At 63.3% G+C, this 20,388-nt stretch carries 18 protein-coding genes; 7 read left to right on the top strand and 11 right to left on the bottom strand.

Features of this window, described 5'->3' with window-relative positions; genetic code table 11:
• Window positions 1-171: 171 nt before the first annotated feature.
• The 4 genes from ACZ5Y5_RS09680 to ACZ5Y5_RS09665 all read right to left on the bottom strand — a co-directional run bounded on the left by ACZ5Y5_RS09680 (window position 172) and on the right by ACZ5Y5_RS09665 (window position 5,701).
• Complete coding sequence (locus ACZ5Y5_RS09680) at window positions 172-1,173, bottom strand: anion permease (protein WP_464808435.1); 1,002 nt, start codon at window positions 1,171-1,173, stop codon at window positions 172-174.
• Between the two features lie 127 nt (window positions 1,174-1,300).
• Complete coding sequence (locus ACZ5Y5_RS09675; protein ID WP_464810513.1) at window positions 1,301-2,416, bottom strand: DUF47 family protein; 1,116 nt, start codon at window positions 2,414-2,416, stop codon at window positions 1,301-1,303.
• Between the two features lie 97 nt (window positions 2,417-2,513).
• The gene (locus ACZ5Y5_RS09670; RefSeq protein ID WP_464808434.1) at window positions 2,514-4,625 is read right to left on the bottom strand and encodes a TonB-dependent receptor; all 2,112 of its coding nucleotides are present in this window, start codon (window positions 4,623-4,625) and stop codon (window positions 2,514-2,516) included.
• Between the two features lie 149 nt (window positions 4,626-4,774).
• Window positions 4,775-5,701 carry a LysR family transcriptional regulator gene (locus ACZ5Y5_RS09665; protein ID WP_464808433.1) on the bottom strand — a complete coding sequence of 309 codons (927 nt, stop codon included), beginning with the start codon at window positions 5,699-5,701 and terminating at the stop codon, window positions 4,775-4,777.
• Between the two features lie 585 nt (window positions 5,702-6,286).
• Here ACZ5Y5_RS09665 and ACZ5Y5_RS09660 point away from each other — a divergent pair.
• The 7 genes from ACZ5Y5_RS09660 to ACZ5Y5_RS09630 all read left to right on the top strand — a co-directional run bounded on the left by ACZ5Y5_RS09660 (window position 6,287) and on the right by ACZ5Y5_RS09630 (window position 13,454).
• Window positions 6,287-7,618 (top strand): endo alpha-1,4 polygalactosaminidase, encoded by a 1,332-nt coding sequence (locus ACZ5Y5_RS09660; RefSeq protein WP_464808432.1) that lies wholly within the window; start codon window positions 6,287-6,289, stop codon window positions 7,616-7,618.
• 166 nt (window positions 7,619-7,784) lie between these two features.
• A complete protein-coding gene (locus ACZ5Y5_RS09655) occupies window positions 7,785-7,994 on the top strand; it encodes a DUF4169 family protein (RefSeq protein ID WP_464808431.1) in 210 nt (69 codons plus the stop codon).
• A gap of 143 nt (window positions 7,995-8,137) precedes the next feature.
• Complete coding sequence (locus ACZ5Y5_RS09650; RefSeq protein WP_464808430.1) at window positions 8,138-9,079, top strand: hypothetical protein; 942 nt, start codon at window positions 8,138-8,140, stop codon at window positions 9,077-9,079.
• Window positions 9,080-9,228: 149 nt separating this feature from the next.
• Window positions 9,229-10,446, top strand: a complete 1,218-nt coding sequence (locus tag ACZ5Y5_RS09645; RefSeq protein WP_464808429.1) for an argininosuccinate synthase — start codon at window positions 9,229-9,231, stop codon at window positions 10,444-10,446.
• Window positions 10,447-10,663: 217 nt separating this feature from the next.
• Complete coding sequence (locus ACZ5Y5_RS09640) at window positions 10,664-11,317, top strand: EF-hand domain-containing protein (RefSeq protein ID WP_464808428.1); 654 nt, start codon at window positions 10,664-10,666, stop codon at window positions 11,315-11,317.
• A gap of 71 nt (window positions 11,318-11,388) precedes the next feature.
• Window positions 11,389-12,108, top strand: coding sequence for a response regulator (locus tag ACZ5Y5_RS09635; RefSeq protein WP_464808427.1), 720 nt, complete (start codon window positions 11,389-11,391; stop codon window positions 12,106-12,108).
• On the top strand, window positions 12,105-13,454 hold the full coding sequence (locus ACZ5Y5_RS09630; protein ID WP_464808426.1) for a sensor histidine kinase: 1,350 nt from the start codon (window positions 12,105-12,107) through the stop codon (window positions 13,452-13,454). Before ACZ5Y5_RS09635 ends, ACZ5Y5_RS09630 begins: the two co-directional genes overlap by 4 nt.
• 461 nt (window positions 13,455-13,915) lie before the next feature.
• On the opposite strand, the gene ACZ5Y5_RS09625 is transcribed toward ACZ5Y5_RS09630, so the two are convergent.
• The 7 genes from ACZ5Y5_RS09625 to ACZ5Y5_RS09595 form a co-directional block, all read right to left on the bottom strand.
• On the bottom strand, window positions 13,916-14,968 hold the full coding sequence (locus ACZ5Y5_RS09625) for a flagellar motor protein MotB (RefSeq protein ID WP_464808425.1): 1,053 nt from the start codon (window positions 14,966-14,968) through the stop codon (window positions 13,916-13,918).
• 3 nt (window positions 14,969-14,971) lie between these two features.
• Window positions 14,972-15,835 (bottom strand): flagellar motor stator protein MotA, encoded by an 864-nt coding sequence (motA, locus tag ACZ5Y5_RS09620; RefSeq protein ID WP_464808424.1) that lies wholly within the window; start codon window positions 15,833-15,835, stop codon window positions 14,972-14,974.
• Between the two features lie 219 nt (window positions 15,836-16,054).
• Entirely contained in the window at window positions 16,055-16,900 is an 846-nt protein-coding gene (locus tag ACZ5Y5_RS09615; protein ID WP_464808423.1) for a flagellin, read from the bottom strand.
• 13 nt (window positions 16,901-16,913) lie between these two features.
• Complete coding sequence (gene flgK / locus ACZ5Y5_RS09610; protein ID WP_464808422.1) at window positions 16,914-18,248, bottom strand: flagellar hook-associated protein FlgK; 1,335 nt, start codon at window positions 18,246-18,248, stop codon at window positions 16,914-16,916.
• Window positions 18,245-18,556 (bottom strand): rod-binding protein, encoded by a 312-nt coding sequence (locus ACZ5Y5_RS09605; RefSeq protein WP_464808421.1) that lies wholly within the window; start codon window positions 18,554-18,556, stop codon window positions 18,245-18,247. Before ACZ5Y5_RS09605 ends, flgK begins: the two co-directional genes overlap by 4 nt.
• Window positions 18,556-19,656, bottom strand: coding sequence for a flagellar basal body P-ring protein FlgI (locus ACZ5Y5_RS09600; RefSeq protein WP_464808420.1), 1,101 nt, complete (start codon window positions 19,654-19,656; stop codon window positions 18,556-18,558). Before ACZ5Y5_RS09600 ends, ACZ5Y5_RS09605 begins: the two co-directional genes overlap by 1 nt.
• Before the next feature lie 14 nt (window positions 19,657-19,670).
• Window positions 19,671-20,315 (bottom strand): flagellar basal body L-ring protein FlgH, encoded by a 645-nt coding sequence (locus ACZ5Y5_RS09595; RefSeq protein ID WP_464808419.1) that lies wholly within the window; start codon window positions 20,313-20,315, stop codon window positions 19,671-19,673.
• Window positions 20,316-20,388: the final 73 nt, after the last annotated feature.

The raw sequence follows: 20,388 nt of genomic DNA, 5'->3' as shown, positions 1-20,388 counted from the left end.
TGTCAGCACTTTGTGACCCGCCGTTTTTCGCCCAATCCCGCCGGTTTCGCGCGCTATTCGAAGCCGGTCCCCGGGCGATCCGGGGGACGGTTCATGCTCCACCTGACGGCGTTGCACGGACCGGATTTGAATGGCCCATATAGGACCGGATCATGCTCTTGTGAAGAGCGGTCAGAAAAAGCGTGTGAGCCCGTAGAAGGCTGCTCCGATCAGCCCAGCAGCGGGCAGGGTCACGACCCAGGCGATGACGATGCTGGAGGCCACGTTCCACCGGACAGCCGATAGCCGGCGCGATGCGCCGACGCCGACGATCGCGCCGGTGATGGTGTGGGTGGTCGAAACCGGTACGCCAAGATGTGTCGCCAGGAACAGCGTCATCGCCCCGCCGGTTTCGGCGCAGAAGCCCTGAGCAGGGGTGAGACGGGTGATCTTCGATCCCATGGTGTGGACGATTTTCCAGCCGCCGAGCAAGGTGCCGAGGCCCATCGCGGCCTGGCAGGAAATCACGACCCAGAAAGGAACGTGGAAACCGCCCGTCAGCATGCCCTGGGAATAGAGCAGCACGGCGATGATGCCCATCGTCTTCTGCGCGTCATTGCCGCCATGGCCTAGGGAATAGAGCGAGGCGGACACCAACTGCAGCTTGCGGAACACGCGGTCTGCACCTTGCGGCGTGAAGCGGCGGAAAATCCAACTGATGATCAGCACCAGCAGCAGCGCCAGGACGAGGCCGATGGCGGGCGAGAGGACGATGGCGGCGCTGGTCTTGAAGACCCCGCTCCATACGACGGCGCCCAGCCCCGCCTTTGCAGTGCCCGCGCCCAACAACCCGCCGATCAGCGCGTGGCTGGAGGAGGACGGGATGCCCAGGCCCCAGGTGATGAGGTTCCAGGCGATGGCCCCCATGAGCGCGCCGAAGATTACCTGCGGATCGATGATGCTGGCATCGACAATGCCTTTGCCCACTGTTTCGGCGACATGCAGGCCGAAGAAGAGGAAGGCGATAAAGTTGAAAAATGCCGCCCAGGCCACCGCATATTGCGGCTTCAGCACGCGCGTCGAAACGATCGTCGCGATTGAATTGGCTGCATCATGCAGCCCGTTCAAAAAGTCGAAGGCGAGCGCGATGCCTATCAGGGCGACGAGCAGCGGGAAGGCGAGATGAGCTTCCATGGCGGGTTATACTTTGTCCTGCATGGATGAAGGCGTCCTACTTCCGTCCGTTTCGAGCGTGGTTGAGCAAGGACATGTTCGTGCCGCCCGTTTTTCAACTAGGCTCGAAAAGAACCGAGGAGCGGCATCAAGCGTGATCGATGACCAGGCCGGAGATTTCATTGGCGACGTCTTCGAAACGGTCGGTCACCTTCTCCAGATGGGCGTAGATTTCATTGCCGACAACGAAGTCCATCGGGTTGCCCTGGCGCGCCTGATTGTAGAGCGCCTTGAGACCCGCTTCGTGCAGGATGTCGGCATGTCCTTCCAGCTTCACCAGTCGCTCGGTGAGATCATGGAGGCGCACGGAATTGAGATTGAGCGAGCGCAGCAGCGGCATGGCTTCGGCGGTGATCCGGGCGCATTCGACGATCAGTGCGCTCATGTCCTGCATCTGAGGCGCGAATTCCTTCACCTCGAACAAGGCAATCGCCTTGGCGGTCTGGTTCATCTGGTCGATGGCGTCGTCCATCACCCCGATCAGGCCGGTGATGGCGCTGCGGTCGAAGGGTGTCACGAAGATGCGACGAACGTCTTGCAGCACTTCGCGGATGATGTCGTCCGCTTCATGCTCGCGCGTCGAAATCTCCTGAATATGGGCGTCCATGTCCGGCCCACCCTTCAGCAGCTTGGCAAGCGCATCAGCACCCGCGACAAGGGTTTCTGCATGATCTTCGAACTGTTCGAAGAAGCGCCCCTGCTTGGGCATCAGCGCGTGAAACCACCGCAGCATTCCAGTCCTTTCGCTTTGCCATTCCTTGACCCGCAGCAGCATTCGGATGAACCAGCCGGGATCACGCGGCGGTTTGCGAAAGGCCGCGATAATGGTCTGAAGATCGGGTTCATCAACTGCCTTCGCGGCCTCTGAGACCGGAAACCAGCGCAGTTCCCTCTGCCCCTGCTCGGGCCATTGCGACAACTGGCCGGTGACTGCAAGGGGGAAAACTTCGACCGTGGCTTCGCGGGAGCCGCCTTTGCGGCGGCGCTTGTCATAGCGGTAGCGCCCGAGCGGCGCGGGGCAGGCGATGCCGTGAATGCCTGCTTCCTCATAGGCTTCGAGTTCCGCGGCGCGGTGACCGGCCATGCCCTTGATGCGATTACCCTTGGGTATCACCCAGCGCCGCGTTTCGCGCGAAGTGATCAGCAGGATGCGCATCGATCCGTCGGGATCGGTGGCATAGGGAAGCGCAGCGATCTGGCGCATTACCAGTTCGCCCCCACGGCCCCGCCCCTTGTCGATCGCCCCTGATCCATGCGCGCCTTGTAACGAAACTGTCACAAGGCGCAATCAACTAGGTTGATCAGATGGACAGCCGCGCGGTCACGCGAATGTCCCGCCCCGCCAGCGGCGCATAATCCTTGAGGAAGCTGGCGTGCCGCCGCGCCTCCACATCGAAGATATTGTTGGCCGACAGGCTGATGGTCGTGCGGTCATTCCCCTTGAGCGGCTTGAAAGACAGCGACGCATTGACGAGCGTGAAACCGTCCGTGCGGGTTTCTGTCGCGGCGGTCCGATCCTGCGCGAAGCTATGTTCTACCTCGCCGCGGAGCGTCAGCCGGTCGCCCTGCGCTTCGATCCCTCCCAACATGCGAAGAGGCGGGATACGGGGAGCGGGACCCGAGCCGGTGATCGTGGCGCGAACATAATCGGCCATGCCGTCCAGGTTGATCTTGTATCCGCTGAGCTCAGCCAGCTGTACCGAAGCTTCGGCTTCAAACCCGAGATAGCGAGCGTCCGCCTGAGCATATTGGAAGCAGGGGAAGTCCAGCGGCTGCCCGCCATTCACCGCCATGCAGGCGGAATCACCGACCAGCGCGTCGTAGATATAGCCGTTGAACCAGTTGTGATAGGCGGACAGGGAGAAGTTATATCCTGCGCCTTGGCCCCGCAGCGTTGCTTCGACCCCCCAGCTTTTTTCGAGGCCGAAGTCGGGGTTGCCCAGTTCGAACGCCTGAGTGCCTGCATGATTGCCGCGCGCGAACAACTCTTCGGCGGAGGGCGCGCGCTCTGTGCGCGCCAGGTTCAGGCCCAGCCGCCAGCCGGACGCAATTTCCTGGCTCGCGCCGATCGAGGCGGAAAAAGCATCAAAGCTTCTATGATAGGCGGGATTGAGCAGGGTGGCATCCGCGTCCGCTTCGACCTGGCTATGTTCATAGCGGCCGCCCAGCTCGATCCGCGTGGTGCCGAAGTCGAGCGACTGCAGTGTGAAGAAGCCCAGCTGTTCGGTGCGGTTGCGCGGCAGGAACTTCTCTTCCCCTTCGACATGGAAATTGCGGGCAAAGAATTGCGCGCCGACCGCGCCGTCCCAGCCGCCGCGCTTCGCCTGCACCAGTTCAAGCCGGGATTCGATCGACTGATTATAGAAGGTGGTGCCGACCTCACCCGACTGCTCGATCTCCTGATGCTGGTAGTCGGCAAAGCCGGCACGCAGGCGGATGGATTCCAGGATGCCGCCATTGACCGGCAATTCCGCGCGCAGGTCTGCCCGATCCTGCTTCATGTGCAGCCGGACCTGTTCGGCCTGGGATCCCGGTTCCAGTGAATAGCGTGCGGGGACGCCGTACAGATTGTCAGTGTGCGCGACCGAAAAGCCGAGATTGCCGCCATCCGTCACCAGTGCCGCACCGCCGGCCACTTCCCAGCTACGCGCGGCGCTGTTGGGCAGCTTGCCGCGCAGGTCAGCCAGAGCCGCTATCGCCGGGTCACCGCTTGCCGCAGCTTGGGCGCGCAAGGCTGGCGTCAGGATATAGGCGCCCGTGTCGAGGTCGCCGCTCTTGGAATAGCTGCCGTCGAAATGAACAACCAGTTTTTCCGTGACCGGCGCCTCGATTTCTGCCGATCCGGTGCGCTCGTTGGCGGCGCTGCCATAGGTGGCGATGCCGTCGATATGGATTGGCTCGTCCGGCACGCGGCGTGGGATGCGGCTGTCGATCACATTGACGACGCCGCCGATCGCAGAGGAGCCGTAGAGCAGCGCTGCTGGACCGCGCAGCACCTCGATCCGGTCTGCGGTCAGCGGGTTGATCGCGACGGCGTGATCGACCGAGGTATTGGATACGTCGAAGCTACCGATGCCGTCGGTGAGGATGCGCACCCGTTCGCCCTGAAAGCCACGCAGGACAGGGCGGGAGGCGTTCGGGCCGAAAGAGGTCGCGGAGACGCCGGGCTGGTGCGCCAGCGTATCGCCGATCGTCGGGCGCAGGGAGCGGGTCAGTTCCGCTCCGGCGATGACGGAGGTGCCCGACAGAATATCGCCCTGCCGCCGCGGAATGATGGCGGTGACAATGATGTCGGGCTGCTGGTCATGATAGGCTTGCGGCTGAGTATCTTCCGCTTGTGCGAGATCGGCGAAAGCAAAGCTGAGCGACGCAAGGGCGCAACCGGCGCGGAGCAGCGGCAGGGGCGAAATCATGAAGGAAGTCCTTGGTAAGGAGAGATTTGCCAGCTGCTGGTATCCAAAATGATATAACGTATCAACAGCTTTCTGCGTCAGGAAAAACTGGATAGCGTGGTGGAGCCTCGCTTCATCCCGGTTATTATAGGGGACGCTACGCTACGCCATCAGAGAAAAAGGAATTCAGCCAGTGCGGTAGCGGCTGACTTCGCCTCGGCTTCCGGACGGACCGCTTGGCGAACCTCGATCGCGGGCAGGGGGCGCTCCAACGCCAGGCGGCGGATGCCGCTCATGCGGCCGAGATCACGGGCAAGAGGCCCGAAGGCGGCGAAACATCCCGCGCCTTCACGCAAGATGGTCATGATGTCGAACATATTGTCCGTTTCGATGACCGGTGCACCCATGACGATCCCTTCGCGCTGGAGGGCTTCGTCAATGATGCGGCGTAGAGCGTTTTGAGGCTCCATCGCCAGGGTGGGGCTGATCCGCAACTCTTCGGGCGTGACGCTGTCGCGACGAGCGAGCGGGTGATCGGCCCCGGCATAGAGATTGATCTGTTCCGACCAGCCATAGCGGGAGGGCAGCGCTCTCGATTCCCCCAGCGCATAGAAATAGGCGATGTCGACGCGGCCCCGCTCCAGAGCCTGCTGGGCTTCATCGGCGAGGTGGATCGAGAGGTCGAGCGTGATCGCGATATCTTCATTCGCCGCCTCGAAAGCGGCGAGCGCCTCCTGGAAATGGCCGAAGACGGGAGCGGGAGCAGCGAGGACGATCGACTGGCGTGCGGGTTCGGTCGGGGAGGGTGGTGGTGCGGCAGGCGCGGGGTCCGCTTTCGCTTCCGGCACGTCCCAACTTGCGGTCTGGTCCTGCGACAACAGGGTCATGGCTTCAGCCGTCTTGCGTCCTGCCGCCGTCAGCCTCGTCCGATCGGGAAGGTCGTCAAAGAGGCGATAGCCTAGCCGCATTTCCAGCGAGCTGATGTCGCGAGCTACTTCATCGACGGAGAGGCCGAGATCGCGAGCGCAGCGCGCCACACTGCCCGCCGCCACCATCTGCGCGAAAATGTCGAGTTGGCGCAGGGAAGGCTTGGCCATGAGCCGGTTGATAGTGGAATTATCGCGCGGGGTTAAGCGCCATCTTTGCCGCCTAGCGCATCGTAACCGGCCAAATGGGTAAACGGACTAGCAGCCTGCAGCCGACATGATGATTCCCGCTGGTCGATCCATAAGGTCGCTGCGGCATGATCTCGATAGAGCAGAAGTCTCTGGGAAGTCCGCTTCGCCCTGCCGGCAGGGTGGCTCAGGTGGGCGCAAAGCGCGGATCGGCGATCGCGCCGTTAATCTGGCAGACAGCTTTTCCAAGCAAGGTCGGTCTTAACTCTGGTTAAGCTACTGCCAGAGGACGGGGAGGGTATCTGAGATGAGTTACTGGCAATTTGCCGTGGCGCCATCGCTACGGCCGGGGGTGTCCGTATATTTCCAGAATTAGCGTTTAAAATCAAGGATGCGACCTGTCAACAGCGGTTTAGCTCCGTGTCCATGTCCGCTCCATAGCGGAGATGGGCAGTGCGACGATGTTGACGGCGAGCGTCATGAGCGCGGGCAGGCGAAAGGGCTGAGCCAACGGTTCTCCCTGCCCATGCTTCGTCTTCGGGTCGAAATCATCATCAGGAGTAAGCTATGCCGCATACTGGCATGTATGTTTTGCAGGGAATTGTGCCGTCCGAAATCGCTGCGGCGCCATTCGACGTCAAGGTCATCGACATTTATGACGATAATGGTGTTGCCTTCACGCCCGCGCAGGTCGCCCAGATGGGCGGGGGGCCGGAAAGTTCTCTCTTGCTAGGCTATTTCAGCATTGGCGAGGCTGAGGATTACCGCGCCTATTTCAATACCATCCCGCAGGCGGCATTGGGTCCGGAAAACCCGCAATGGCAGGGCAACTATCAAGTCGCCTATTGGACCCCGGAATGGCGCACGGTCGCGACCACCTATATCGATAAGATGATCGCGGCCGGCTATGACGGCGTCTATTTCGATGTCGTCGATGAATATCAACAGGCCTGGGCGCAGGCCAATGCGCCGGGCGGCGCTGCCGGAGCCGAGCAAGCCATGGCGGATCTGGTCGCCTATCTTGCGGATTATGCCCACGCGAAAAATCCGAACTTCAAGATCTGGGCGAATAACGCCGAGGAACTGCTGTCCAACAACACCTATTTTTCGCACCTCGACGGTATGTTCAAGGAAAATCTATATTATAGCGATAGCGGGGCAAAGCAGCCGCTGAGTGAAACGCAGGCGAGCCTGCAAATGCTGAACAAGATGATCGCGGCGGGCAAGGATGTCATTGCGATTGAATATGTCTCTTCGCAGACGGCCGTTGCCGATGTCGAGGCGCAGGCGGCACATGATGGATTGGGCTACTATACCGCCGACATTGACCTGAACGGGATCAGCTATACCGGCGTGTTGCCGGGCCAATATATTCATGCTGACTGGGGAACGACCAGCACGACCACGACCACTCCGCCCCCTCCGGCGAATCTGACGTTGACCGGCGACAGCTATGCCAACACGCTGACCGGCGGCGCGGGTAACGACAAGCTTTACGGTATGGGCGGCAATGACAAGCTGGTGGGCAATGCAGGTGGTGACCGGCTCGATGGCGGGAAGGGCAATGACACGCTGATCGGCGGCAGCGGCGCCGACACTTTCGTCTTCAACGCTTCGGGCAGCAAGAATTTCGACGAGATCACCGATTTTGAACATGGCATCGATCATTTGGCGCTGGATCATACGGTATTCGGAAGCGCAGGCTCTGTTGGCCAATTGCTGGACAGTGCCTTTTGGGAGGGGACGCGCGCCCATGATGCCAATGATCACATCATTTATAACAGCGCGACGGGCGCGGTTTATTTCGATCCTGATGGAACGGGCCGAGCGGCCCAGGTTCAGATAGCCGTCGTGCAACTCGGAGTGCATCTGGACCATACGGACTTTTCGATCTTCTAATCTAAGCGCCCGGTGCCTCGCCTACGGACGGCGCGCGGCAGGAGGGGCCGGGCCTTGATAAAGACGGAATAATCGTCGGTCAGGTTGACCAGCGCGGGTCGTAAAGCGAGATTCATCCTCCACCCGCGCGCTGTCCTGCCTTAGGACGGCTGCGTAAGGAGCAATCATGGCCGACATCATCAATCTGAGGCAGGCGCGCAAAACGCGTGCGCGCGCGGAGAAGGAGCGGGCGGCTGCGGCCAATCGCGCCAAGTTCGGACGGACCAAAGCGGAGCGGCAGGCGAGCCTTAAGGAGGAGGCGCGGCTGGACAGGAAGGTTGAAGGGAGCCGCCTTGAACTGCTTGAGGACAAGGGGAGCGAACCCAAGCAAAGCTGATCACTCGTCATTTATAATTGAAAATGAACAGCCGTTCACATTTGGCTATTGTGTAACCGCTCATCGGCCTGGAGTTTCGGTTCATCCCGAAACTAAACATGAGTTTGAGATAGTTTCGTCGTTCCGACAGTTAAATTGTCACTATGAGAGGATATAGCCTAGCCGTTCGCCCGGCCGGTGCCGCGATTGCCGCTGTTCTGGCCCTTGGTTCCACCTATTCTTATGCACAGGATGCGGTTGCCCCACCGTCAGCGGCTCCGACGGACGCTGTTGTCGCTCCCCCGCCTGCATCTACGCCTGTCATCGCCCCGGCGCAGCCCGTCGTTCAGCCGACGCAATCGGTGGATGAGCGCATCGCTGCGGCAGTTGCCGCCTCGCAAGCGGAAACGTCCGCTGAACCTAAGGCAGCGCCTGCCCCTCGCGCCGAAGCTGCGACGCGTAGGGTGGCGAGGATGGCTCCAGCCCCAGCGGCGCGAGAGGTGTCGACTCCGGCTCTGCAGCCTGAGCCGCAGCAGGCAGCGCCCGCCCCGGTCGCGGTCGTGAACCCGAGTGCGCCCGCAGCGACCCCCGCGGCGACTCCAGCTACCGAACAGCCGGCAACGGCGAGCGACGCGCCCCATGACGCGCTTTATTGGGCGCTGGGCGGCGGCGCTCTGCTGCTGCTCGGCCTGGGCGGCGCGGCCGCTTTCCGTCGCCGCCGTACGGATGAGGATGTGTTGGCGGTCGAAACCGCTGCGCCTGTCGCGGCAGCCCCCGTCGCCGCTGAGCGCGCCCCCGTGGTAGAGGGTCCCGCATATCGCGCTCCGGCCGCCGCAGCCTATGGTTCGGCGCCGCTGGCCGGAAGTTTGGAGGCGATGGTCGCCGCGCCGCCGAGTGCGGAAAATCCCTTCCTCACGCCCAGCAAGCGCATGCGCCGTGCGCGTTTCCTGCTGGCGCAGCAGGAGCGGAGGGACGCTTCCGTGCGTAGCCCGGTCGCAGCGCCGGCGCCTCCGCAGACGATCCATGCCGAACCCCAGACGCAGACGGTTTACCGGCTGGGCGGCGACCGCGGTCGCCAAATGGGGTTCAAGCCGCAGACGCGGTAAGGACTGAACCGGCTTCCTATGGAGGGGCGATGGCGCATGCCGTCGCCCTTTCCTTTATGCGCTTCATGCCGACTCGGTTGCACTTGGGGCTCACCCCTGATACCGGCGCGCCGGTAATTTTTGCGCCAGTTTAAGGAAGCCGCTCCGCCATGTCCGATAAGATCAACCGCATTGTCCTTGCCTTCTCGGGAGGGCTCGACACCAGCGTGATCCTGAAATGGTTGCAGCAGACCTACCAGTGCGAGGTCGTGACCTTCACGGCTGACTTGGGCCAAGGCGAGGAACTGGAGCCCGCGCGGCAGAAGGCCAAGCTGATGGGCGTCAAGGATGAGCATATCTTCATCGACGACCTGCGCGAAGAATTTGTGAAGGACTATGTCTTCCCCATGATGCGCTCCAATGCGCTCTATGAGGGGCTGTATCTGCTGGGCACGTCGATTGCGCGGCCGCTGATCGCGAAGCGGCAGATCGAGATCGCGCGGCAGGTCGGCGCGGACGCCGTCAGCCACGGTGCGACCGGCAAGGGCAACGACCAGGTGCGGTTCGAGTTGGGCTATTATGGCCTCGCCCCCGACATCAAGGTGATCGCGCCCTGGCGTGAGTGGGACTTGACCAGCCGCACCAAGCTGATCGAATTCGCCGAGCAGCACCAGATTCCGATTCCGCGGGACAAGCGCGGCGAAAGCCCCTTTTCGACCGACGCGAACATGCTGCACACCAGCTCCGAAGGTAAGGTGTTGGAAGATCCGTGGGAAGAAACCCCGGACTATGTCTATTCGCGCACGGTAAACCCGGAGGACGCGCCCGACGCGCCCGAATATATCACCATCGATTTCGAGCGCGGCGACGGCGTGGCGATCAACGGCGTGGGCATGAGCCCGGCGACGCTACTGGAAACGCTGAACGAATATGGCCGCAAGCATGGCATCGGGCGGCTCGATCTGGTCGAGAACCGCTTCGTCGGCATGAAGTCGCGCGGCATGTATGAAACGCCAGGCGGCACCATCTATCATCTGGCGCATCGCGGCATCGAGCAGCTGACGCTGGATCGTGGCGCGGCCCATCTGAAGGACGAACTGGCGCCCCGCTATGCCGAGCTGATCTATAACGGCTTCTGGTTCAGCCCCGAGCGCGAGATGCTGCAGGCAGCGATCGATTACAGCCAGGAGAAGGTGACGGGCACCGTTCGCCTCAAGCTCTACAAGGGCGGCGTCTATGTCGTCGGGCGCAAGTCGCCTTATTCGCTCTATAGCGAAAAGGTCGTGACGTTCGAGGACGACGCGGGCGCCTATGACCAGCGGGATGCGGCGGGCTTCATCAAGCTGAATGCGCTGCGCTTGCGGCTACTGGGACGGCGGGACGGCTGAGCCCGTTGTCATCCCAGCGAAAGCTGGGATCTTGCCGCCTTGCCTGCACTCCCCTGAGATACCAGCTTTTGCTGGGATGACGGGGAGGGCCGGCTGCTTGCCGTTACAAATTACTACAATTTCGGCCGTGACATGACAAAGTTGCGGGACAAGTCTTCCTCATAAAGCGTTCAGGGACGGCGACGGCCGTTCACCACCCTTGTAAGGAAGAGAATAGATGATCCGCAAATTTTGGGGCACGGTCGCGGTTGGTTCGCTGTTCGTCGGCGGACTGGCGGCCTCGCATCTGGCGCTGGCGCAGCCGGGCGATGGCCCGGTTGGCCGTCATGGCGGGCTGGTTGCCATGGCCGATGCGAACAGGGACGGGAAGGTCAGCAAGGCTGAACTTACCGCTGCGCTGGATGCGCGCTTTGCAAAGCTCGACGCAAACCGCGACGGCAAGCTGACGAAGGAAGATCGCGAGATCGGCCGTCAGGCGCGGCTCGACCAGCGTTTTGCCGCGCTGGACAGCGACCATAATGGGCAGATCAGCAAGGCTGAATTCGCCGCCGGTCATCAGGCTCGTTTCGATCGGCGCGATGGCGAAGGTCGCGGTGGATGGGAGGGCGGTCACCGCTTCGGCGGACGTGGCGGCCATCATGGCTTTGGCGGCGGCATGGGCTTCCATGGCCGTGGCGGTCCGGGCGGCGAAGCGATGAAAGATGGCGTGCTGACCCGCGCCGAGTTCATGGCGCGGCCGCTGGCCATGTTCGACAAGGCCGACAGCAACAAGGATGGCTTTGTCACTGCCGATGAGATGAAGGCCGCTCGCCAGGCGATGCGCGATGCCTGGCAGGCGCGCCGCGGTGCGGACGCCGCGCCGAAGAACTGACCGGACAAGGGAAGGGTGGGGACATGTGCTTCACCCTTCCAAGCTGCTGATAGTCGTGACAGATATTCCCCATGAGTGAAAAACCCCATCTGCTGCTCGTCGATGATGAGCGTTCGATCCGTGAGCCGCTGGCGCAATATCTTGTCCGCAACGGCTTCCGCGTGACCGCTGTCGATAGCGCGGCGGAGGCGCGGGTGCGATTGAACGCCAATGCGATCGACCTCGTGATCCTCGACATCATGATGCCGGGGGAGGACGGGCTGTCGCTATGCCGCCATATCCGCGAGACGAGCGAAATCCCGGTGATCCTGCTGACAGCCAAGTCGGAGGAGACGGATCGGATCGTCGGGCTGGAGATGGGCGCGGACGATTATGTGCTGAAGCCCTTTTCCCCGCGCGAACTGGTGGCGCGGATCAAGGTGATTTTCCGCCGGGTAGCGACGGGCGGCCAGCGGGTGACGGCGCCGGACGGAGCGACCTATGCCTTTGCGGGTTGGCTCTTGAAGACGCAGGAGCGAGTGCTGGTGGATCAGGAGGGCGTCGTGCTGCCGCTGTCCACGGCTGAATATAATTTGATGCTGGCCTTTGCGACGCGGCCAAACCAGGTGCTGAGCCGCGACCAACTGCTCGACATCACCCAGGGGCGGGAAGCCAATGCGTTCGACCGGGCGATCGACAACCAGATCAGCCGGCTGCGCAAGAAGATCGAGCCCGACCCGAAGAACCCGACATTGATAAAGACCGTGTGGGGCGGCGGCTACACGCTGTCCGCTGATGTGAGAAAGCTGTGAGGCGGTTGCGTCTCTGGCCGCAAAGCCTGGTCGGCCAGATCATCATATTGGTCGCGATTGCGCTGTTCGTGGCGCAGGCGATCAATTTCGGGCTGCTGCTGCGGGAGCGGAACCGGCTGACGCTGACGGCGCAGACCGCTCCGGGCGTCTATCGCATCGTCGATGCGCTGGACAGTCGGGGGGAGCCGCCACCGGCCGGGCGGCCTCCACGGGCGCGCTTTGTTGATGCACCCCCTATGCCGAAGGGGGAGCGGCGGCCGGAGATCGAGCGGCGGGCGCTCGCGATGTTTGCCGATGTCGGCGTACCTGTCCTCTCAGTGCAGGTTTCGGTGGAGCAAAGCCAGGCTGCACCGATGCGCCGTTGGACACGGGCGCGCATGCACGCCATGGACGGCCTGCATGGCGGGCCGAGGGGGCAGAGGCTCACGATGGCGGCGCAATATGAGCGTGGCAAATGGGTGGTCACGCAATCGCGCATGGGTGACCGGCCGCCGCGATTTGGCGGATGGCTGATCGCGCAGACGCTGATCCTCTATGCCATAGTTCTTGCCCCGTTGCTGTGGGTGGGGCGCAGGCTTGCGCGGCCGCTGGGACAGTTGACGCGATCGGCCCAGCAATTCGCGCGGACGGGCTCGGCCGATGCGGTGGAGGAACGCGGGCCGGGCGATGTGCGGGAGCTGACCACCGCCTTCAACGCGATGCGCAGCCGGATCTTCGCCATGCTGGATGAGAAGGACCGCATGCTCGGCGCGATCGGCCATGATCTGCGCACGCCGCTGGCGTCGCTGCGGGTGCGGGCCGAATCGGTCGAGGACGAGGGCGAGCGGGCACGCATCTCGCAGACCATCGATGAAATGAACCGCATGCTGGAGGATATCCTGTCCCTCGCGCGGGCGGGGCGGAGCAGCGAGGCGGCGCAGAAGGTCGACATCGCCGCGCTGGCCGACGCGGTGGTGGAGGATTTCATCGAACTTGGCTCGCCCGCCGAGATGGCCGACAGCGAACGGGCGGTGGCGTCGGTACGGCCGCAGCAGATCAGGCGGGCGCTGCGCAATCTGATCGAGAACGCGATCGTTTATGGCGAGCGGGCGCATGTTTCGGTGGTGCGGGAGGATGGCGCGATCCGGCTGGTGGTGGCCGATGACGGGCCGGGCATCGCGGAGGACCGAATGGAGGAGATGATGGAGCCCTTCACCCGGATGGAAGGATCGCGCAATCGCGAGACCGGAGGCGCGGGGTTGGGCCTGGCGCTGGTCCGCGCGATCATGGCGGAGCATGGCGGGAAATTGCGGCTGGCGAATCGTGCGGGCGGGGGGCTGGAGGCCAGCCTGGTGCTGCCGGTTTGATGGTGGGGAATGGCGGAAAACGGCCGTTTTCCGCCGAAGTTCACACCATATGCGCGCGCGTGCGCAGGCGCGCGTAGGCGTCGTGGGAAGCAGGTTCGACATTTCAAAGACGCGGGTGGGGTAGGTCGGCGGCAAGGATGTAGGACAGAGGAAAGTGGGGGGCGCGCCAGGAAATAGGACGCTTTTTACGGCGGTTGTGGCGGGGAGGTCACAGAGGGGGTGCAGGGCCGGTTTGCGGCCACGGTGGGAAGCTGGCCCCTTCGACAAGCTTGGGACAGGCTTGATCCGAACTCCGCACTTCTTACCGTCTGCTTAAACGAAGGTAGCGGGACCCCGGATCAAGTCCGGGGTGACGAAATGGGATATGAGCGCGAACGACTAATCTGAGGCAGTCCCCGCGCGCCTGCGCGGCGTTCTTGAGAGGCCGGTGTGCGGTCGGATGACGGCAGCGCCTGCTCGGTTCAATGCTTGCCCGGCTTGCTTGACGTGCCCGGTGCGGCCGGGTTGATCAGTTGGACGCCAGCCGGCAATCCGGTGCCGCCCATGTCGATCTTCTTCGCTTCGGAACGGGCGACGTTCATCGGGTCGTCGCGCTCGCGGATCGCGGCTTTGGTTTCCTGATCCTGAGCCTCGTCGTCCGCGCTCCCGCCGCCCTGGCTCCAGCCGAGGATGATCGACATGCGGCGGTTGCGCGGGTCATAGACATTGCCCTTGGCGAAGGGCTCGCGGTCGGCGACGCCTTCGATGCGCGCGAAGCGGTCGTTGCCGATGCCGCTTGCCGCCAACGTCTTGCGCGTCGCTTCGGCGCGGGCGGAGGAGAGCATCCAATTGTTCATGCTCTGCCCTGCGCTATAGGGCAGGCCATCGGTATGGCCGCGCACGATCAGCGGGTTGGGCATGCCGCGCACGACGCCGGCCACTTCGCTCACCAGGTCGCGGGCTTGGGGCAGCAGACGGTCGGTGCCCATGGCGAACATGGCGAAATTGGCCTCGTCGATAAGGTCGATGCGCAGCCCTTCGCGGGTTTCGGTGAAGCGGACGTTGCGGCGCAGCTTGTCCATGCCCTTCTTGCGGGCCATGCGCGCTTCCAGTTCCTTCTTCACCGCTTCGAACTTCGCGCGGTCGGCAGCGCGGGTAGATTTGCCGCCCTGATCCTTCGTGCCGCTCGCGTCGCGCGGGATGGTGATGGCGAGATTGCCCTGGCCGCCGGTGGTCGGGTAATTTTCCTTGCTGACCATTGAATCGCCGCCGAACAGGCCGCTGGAACCGGCCGAAGCCATTTTCAGTTCGACCAGCGTCGGCGTGAAGTAGTCGGCAAGGCCCTTGCGCTGCTTTTCGGTGGTCGCACCCAGCAGCCACATCAGCAGGAAGAAAGCCATCATCGCCGTCACGAAGTCGGCATAGGCGACCTTCCACGCTCCGCCATGATGGCCGCCATGGCCGTCGACGATGATCTTCTTGACGATGATCGGCCGGGGTTCGGGCTCGTTCCCGCCGCGCTTGTTGGTCGCCATGGCTTATTTGCCCCGCATGCCGTCGAACACTTCGGCGAAGGCAGGCTGATTTGCATGGGTCAGGCTGGAGCGCGCCGCTTCGATAACCAGCGGCTGCGGATGGCCGTGGAGCGAGGCGATGATGATCTGCTTGACGACATGGTACATCGATCCGTCAGCCTCGATCACCGCGCGGCAGCGGTTGGCGAAGGGGTTGACCATGCCGTAGGCAAGCAACACGCCGAGGAAGGTGCCGACCAGCGCCGAACCGATCATGCCGCCCAGAATGGCCGGAGGCTGGTCGATCGAGCCCATGGTCTTCACCACGCCGAGAACCGCCGCGACGATGCCGAGCGCGGGGAGGGCGTCTGCCAGACCCTGGAGATTGTCTGCGGGCTTCAGCGCTTCATGATGGTGCGTCTTGAGAGCGTTATCCATCACCTCCTCGACTGCGTGCGGGTCGAGCGTGCCGGAGGACACGACCACCAGGCGCAGCGTATCGCTGATGAGGTGGATGAGCGTCTTGTCCGTCATCAGGCGGGGATATTCGGAGAAGATGGTGGAGCTGCCCGGGTCTTCGATATGGGGTTCGAGCGCCACCGGGCCTTCGACGCGCAGCGTTTTCATCAGGCGCGAGACGAGGAAGATGCAGTCGAGAAAATCCTGCTTCTTATATTTGGGGCCCTTGAACACCTTACCGAGGCCGCCGCCCAGCGCCTTCAGGTCCGCGCCCGAATTGCCGATGATCAGCGCGCCGACGGCAGCGCCGCCGATGATGATCATTTCATGTGGCAGGGCGTGGAGAACGGGGCCGATGTCGCCGCCGGTGAAGATGAAGCCGCCAAACACCATGGCGAGCAGCACGACCAGGCCGATGATTGCGAACATGTGTACCCCTGAATATTCCGCCCGCGGGCTTTCATCCGATGGCGCCAGTGTGGCGCTTTCGTCAGATGGTTAATCTGGAATGGTTAGCGCGAGGTTAGGACGAGCGATTTTTTCGGTGATTGCCGGTCGTTTTTCGTCATCCCAGCGGTGTTGCTCGTCCTGAGGTCCCAGCTTCCGCTGGGATGACGCAGTGAAGGGCGGGATGGCCTTGACCCGGACTTAGCGGATCAGGTCGAACAGCGTCTGCTGGTTGATCCGTGCGAAGGCAGACTGGGCTGCTTCGAGCTGGAGCAGCTTGCTCTTCACCGAAGAGATGACCTCCGACAGGTCAGTCGATTCCAGACCCTGGCGACGTTCTGTCAGGTCCAGGTCGATGCTGGTCAGCCGGGTCCCAATGACGTCGAGCCGATCGCCCCGCACGCCTTGCTTGGCCTGTTCGACGGAGACATGGGACTGGCCGGTCCTGATGCTGTCCAGCGCGACGACGAGGTCGGCGTCGGTGCCGCTTTGCACGGCGGTAAGGCCCTGGCCCAGAATGTCGTCGAGCGACATGGGCGTGCCGCCGACATCGATACCTTCGGAAACCTCCTGCCGCGTGCCGACGACGGCAAGGTTGAGCCCCCGGCTGACGGGCACCAGCACGCTCTGATTGTCGTCGAATACCGGCACGCCCTGATAATCGGTCTGGTTCAGCAGCGAGGCCACCGTCGTGCGAATCGTCTTCATTTCCTCAACGATCGCTGTGCGGTTCGAATCATTGAGCGAGCCGTTGCGCGCGGAGGTCACAAGTTCCTGCGCGCGGACCAGCAGCGTGTTGATCTGCTCCAGATTGGATTCGGCGTTTGCGGCGCGGCCTGTGGCATAGCTGACATTGGCCTGCCACGCGGATTGCTGCGCCTGCGCCTTGCCGATGTCGGACACCTGCACCCATGCGAGCGCATTGTCGGACGGCTTGGTCAGGGTGATGCCGGTCGAAATGGCGGTCTGACCATCGACGATGCTCTGCGAAAGCTGCTGCTGCCGACGGATTTCGGCGATCAGCGTCTTGTTTGTGATGCCTACCATGGGTCAGCCCTTTTCAGATGATCTGCAGGATCGCATCGACGGTTTCCTTGGCGACCTGCAAGATTTTGGCCGAACCGGAATAAGCCTGCTGCAAGCGCAGAAGCTCGGCAGCCTCCATGTCGAGATCGACGCCGCTCACTGCCTCGCGCGCGCCGATCGCCTGATCGCTGCGGCTTTGCGCCGTGGATTGCTCCGCCTTCACCGACGACAGCAGATTGGCCTGGGTCGCGATGATCGAGGTCCAGCCCTGCTCGACACTGCCATTGCCGCGCAGCACCGTGCCGGCCGTCAGCAGATTGCCGTTGAGCGTGCCGTCCGTCGATTTGGTGGCGACCGCGGCAGGATCGGTAATCAGCGCCGTGACGGTCGCGGCTGTCGTGCCGGAAAGCAGCGCGCCGCCCGCAACATTGGCGTCGGTGCGACCTTGCGCGTGCCAGGCGTTCATGTCGGTGACGAACTGCTGCGCCAGGGTGTCGAGGCTGGTGCGGCGCTGCGTCGTCGTGGTGGCTGCGGAAAACAGGCCGCCCAGCGTGCCGTTCGAGGGCGCCGTGAGCGCGGTGCCGCCGGTCGTGGCCAGGTCGAGCGTGCCATTAGCGTTGACCGTCAGGGCGAGCGTTGTCGCTGCATTGCCCTGAACCAGCGTCTGGCCGCCATAGATGATCTGCGCCTGATCATGCGCGCCAAAGCTGATATCTACGTTGAGATTGGCCGACAGTGTGTTGAGCGCTGCGTCGCGGCTGTCGAGCAACTGGGCGTAGGCGGACGTGCCCGGCTGCGAGCGCAGCAGGCTGTTGTTGATGTCGGCGAGCTGAGACAGCGAGCGGTTGATCGTGTCGGTCGAAGCCTGGGCTTCGGTGGCGATGCCTGAGGAGATTTGGGCGAGGTCGGCGGAGGTACGCTGAAACGCTTCGGCGACGCGGCTGATGCTGTCGAGCGTCGTGACGCGCAGCGACCGGTCGCCGGGGCTGGCGGCGAGCTTGTCGATATTCTGGAACATGCCGGTCATCAGCTTGCCGATGCCGGTGTCCGTATCGTTGAGCGCGCCTTCAATGTCGCTCATCCAGCGAAGCCGCGCCGTAGAACTGCTGAGCGCCGTGCCGGTGTAGCGGACCGCTGCGTCCAGATAGGGATCAGAGGCGCGGTTGACGCCCTTCACTTCCGTACCGCCGAAATTGGCGCGGGAGATATAGGTGGCCATCGTCGCGGTGGAGGAGCCGGACTCGACGGTGGTGAGGGAGCGGCGCGAATAGCCTTCGGTGCTGGCGTTGGCGATGTTTTCGGAAATCGCCGCCATCGCTTGCCGATAAGCGCGCGTCCCCGACGCACCGATGATGAACAGGTCGCTCATGCGCTCTTGCCCGGCGCTGGCGTGGCGGGTGCAGCGGGGGTGTGGCTTTCATATTGGCGCAGCAGCATCTCCGCGATGCCGAGCGCGCCCTTGTCCGCCATTGTGTCGGCGGTGCGGGCGTCGGACATGTCGCGGAACTGTTCGGTCGCGCTTGAATCGAAAATGCCTTCGCCGCCGCCCGACTGGCGCATGGTGCCGATCATCTGGCGCAGAAAGATCGCCTCAAACTGCTTGGCGACCTTTTGCAGCTGCGCCTTTTCCGGCGATGCGGAGGCCCCAGCCCCTGTCGAAATCGAATTGATCTGCATCACAACACCACCAGTTCTGCCTTCATTGCGCCTGCCTGCTTCAAGGCTTCGAGGATCGCGACCATGTCGGCGGGAGAAGCCCCGATGGCGTTCACCGCTTTCACTATATCGGCCAGCGATGCTCCACCTTTAAAATTAAGCATTGGTTTCTTTTCCTGATCGATCGAAATCGAGCTGGAAGGCTCCATGGCGGTGCGGCCTTGCGAGAAGGGCGCCGGCTGGACGATGCGCGGGCTTTCATTGACGCTGACGGTGATTTTGCCATGCGCGATGGCGGCAGGATGGATCTTCACCGCGCCGTTGATGACGACGGTGCCGGTGCGCGCGTTGACGATGACCTTCGCCGGAGCGTCGGCGGGCTTGACCTCGATATTTTCGATCATGCCCATCATCATGATGCGCTCTTCTGCGCCGGGCGCGGCGGCGATGTTCACCGATACGGCGTCGGTGGCATGGGCGCGCTGATCGCCGAAGGTGCGGTTGATGCCGTCCGCCACGCGCAGCGCGGTGGTGAGGTCGGCTTCGGCAAGATTGAAGGTGAGGGTAGGCGCGGTGTCGAAGCCGGTGGCAACCGCGCGCTCGACCGTCGCGCCGCCGGGGATGCGGCCAGCGGACGGAATGTTGACCGAAACCTGGCTGCCGTCCGCGCCGGAAACGCCAAGGCCGCCGACGGCGAGGTTGCCCTGCGCCATGGCGTAAATCTCGTTATCCGCGCCGCGCAGCGGGGTCATGATCAGCGTGCCGCCCCGCAGCGACTTGGCCTTGCCGAGCGCCGAGACGGTGACGTCCAGACGCTGCCCAGGCTTGGAGAAAGCGGGGAGGTCGGCCGTCACCAGCACGGCCGCGGCATTCTTGAGCGCGGGGTTGATGCCCTGCGGCAGTGTGAGGCCGAAGCGCGAGACGACGCCCTTCACGCCCTGGGTGGCGTAGTCGAGGCTGTCGTCGCCCGTCCCCGCGAGGCCGACGACGATGCCGTAGCCGGTCAGCTGGTTGGGGCGCACGCCTTGAAAGGTGCCGAGGTCCTTGATGCGTTCGGCATGGGCGGCAGGTGCCGCGACGAGCGCGAGGATCGGGAGCAGCAGGGAAGCCAAGCGGGTCATGAAGGCGCGCTCCATCAGAAGGGGCTGATCATCGAGAAGAAGCGCTGCAGCCAACCCTGGCGGCTCGCGCGGGCGATTTCGCCCTTGCCGGTGTAGATGATCTTGGCGTCGGCCACGCGGGTCGAGGCGATGCGGTTGTCCGGGCTGATATCCGCCTGACGGACAAGGCCGCTGATCTGGATGAATTCGTCGCCGCGGTTGAGCGTCAGCGCCTTCTCACCCTTCACCAGCATGGTGCCATTGGGATAGACCGCCGCGATCGTCACGGTGATCTCGCCGTTGAGGGCGTTGGACTGGGTCGCGTTGCCCTTGCCGGTGAAGCCCTGGTCTCCGCTGGCGGCAATGTCGGTGGACGAGAAGAGCTTGGACAGCGGGCCGGTGCTCGGCGGCGTCAGGCCGATATTGCCGCTGCGGCTGGTATCGGCGCTGTTGGTCTTGGTCGCCTGCGTGCGTTCGACCAGGACGATGGTGATGATGTCGCCCACGCTTTGCGCGCGCGCGCCGCTGGTCAGCGGGGTGTAGCCCATCGACGCCTGGAAGATCGAGCCATTGGCCGGCGGGGCGGCAGGAGCGGCAACGACGGTGGGGGCATAAAATTGCCGCTCGGCATCCCGCTTTTTGCCGGCCATTGCCGGGGTGGCGGTGAGGGCTGCCAGCATAAAGCAAACGACGGCCGTTCGGGCTGAGCTTGTCGAAGCCCTGCGCGTGCCGTTGGCTGCGCCGCCCTGCCGG

This window comes from Sphingobium sp. TomTYG65 (assembly GCF_055395525.1).
This window is presented reverse-complemented; position numbering and strand designations above follow the sequence as displayed.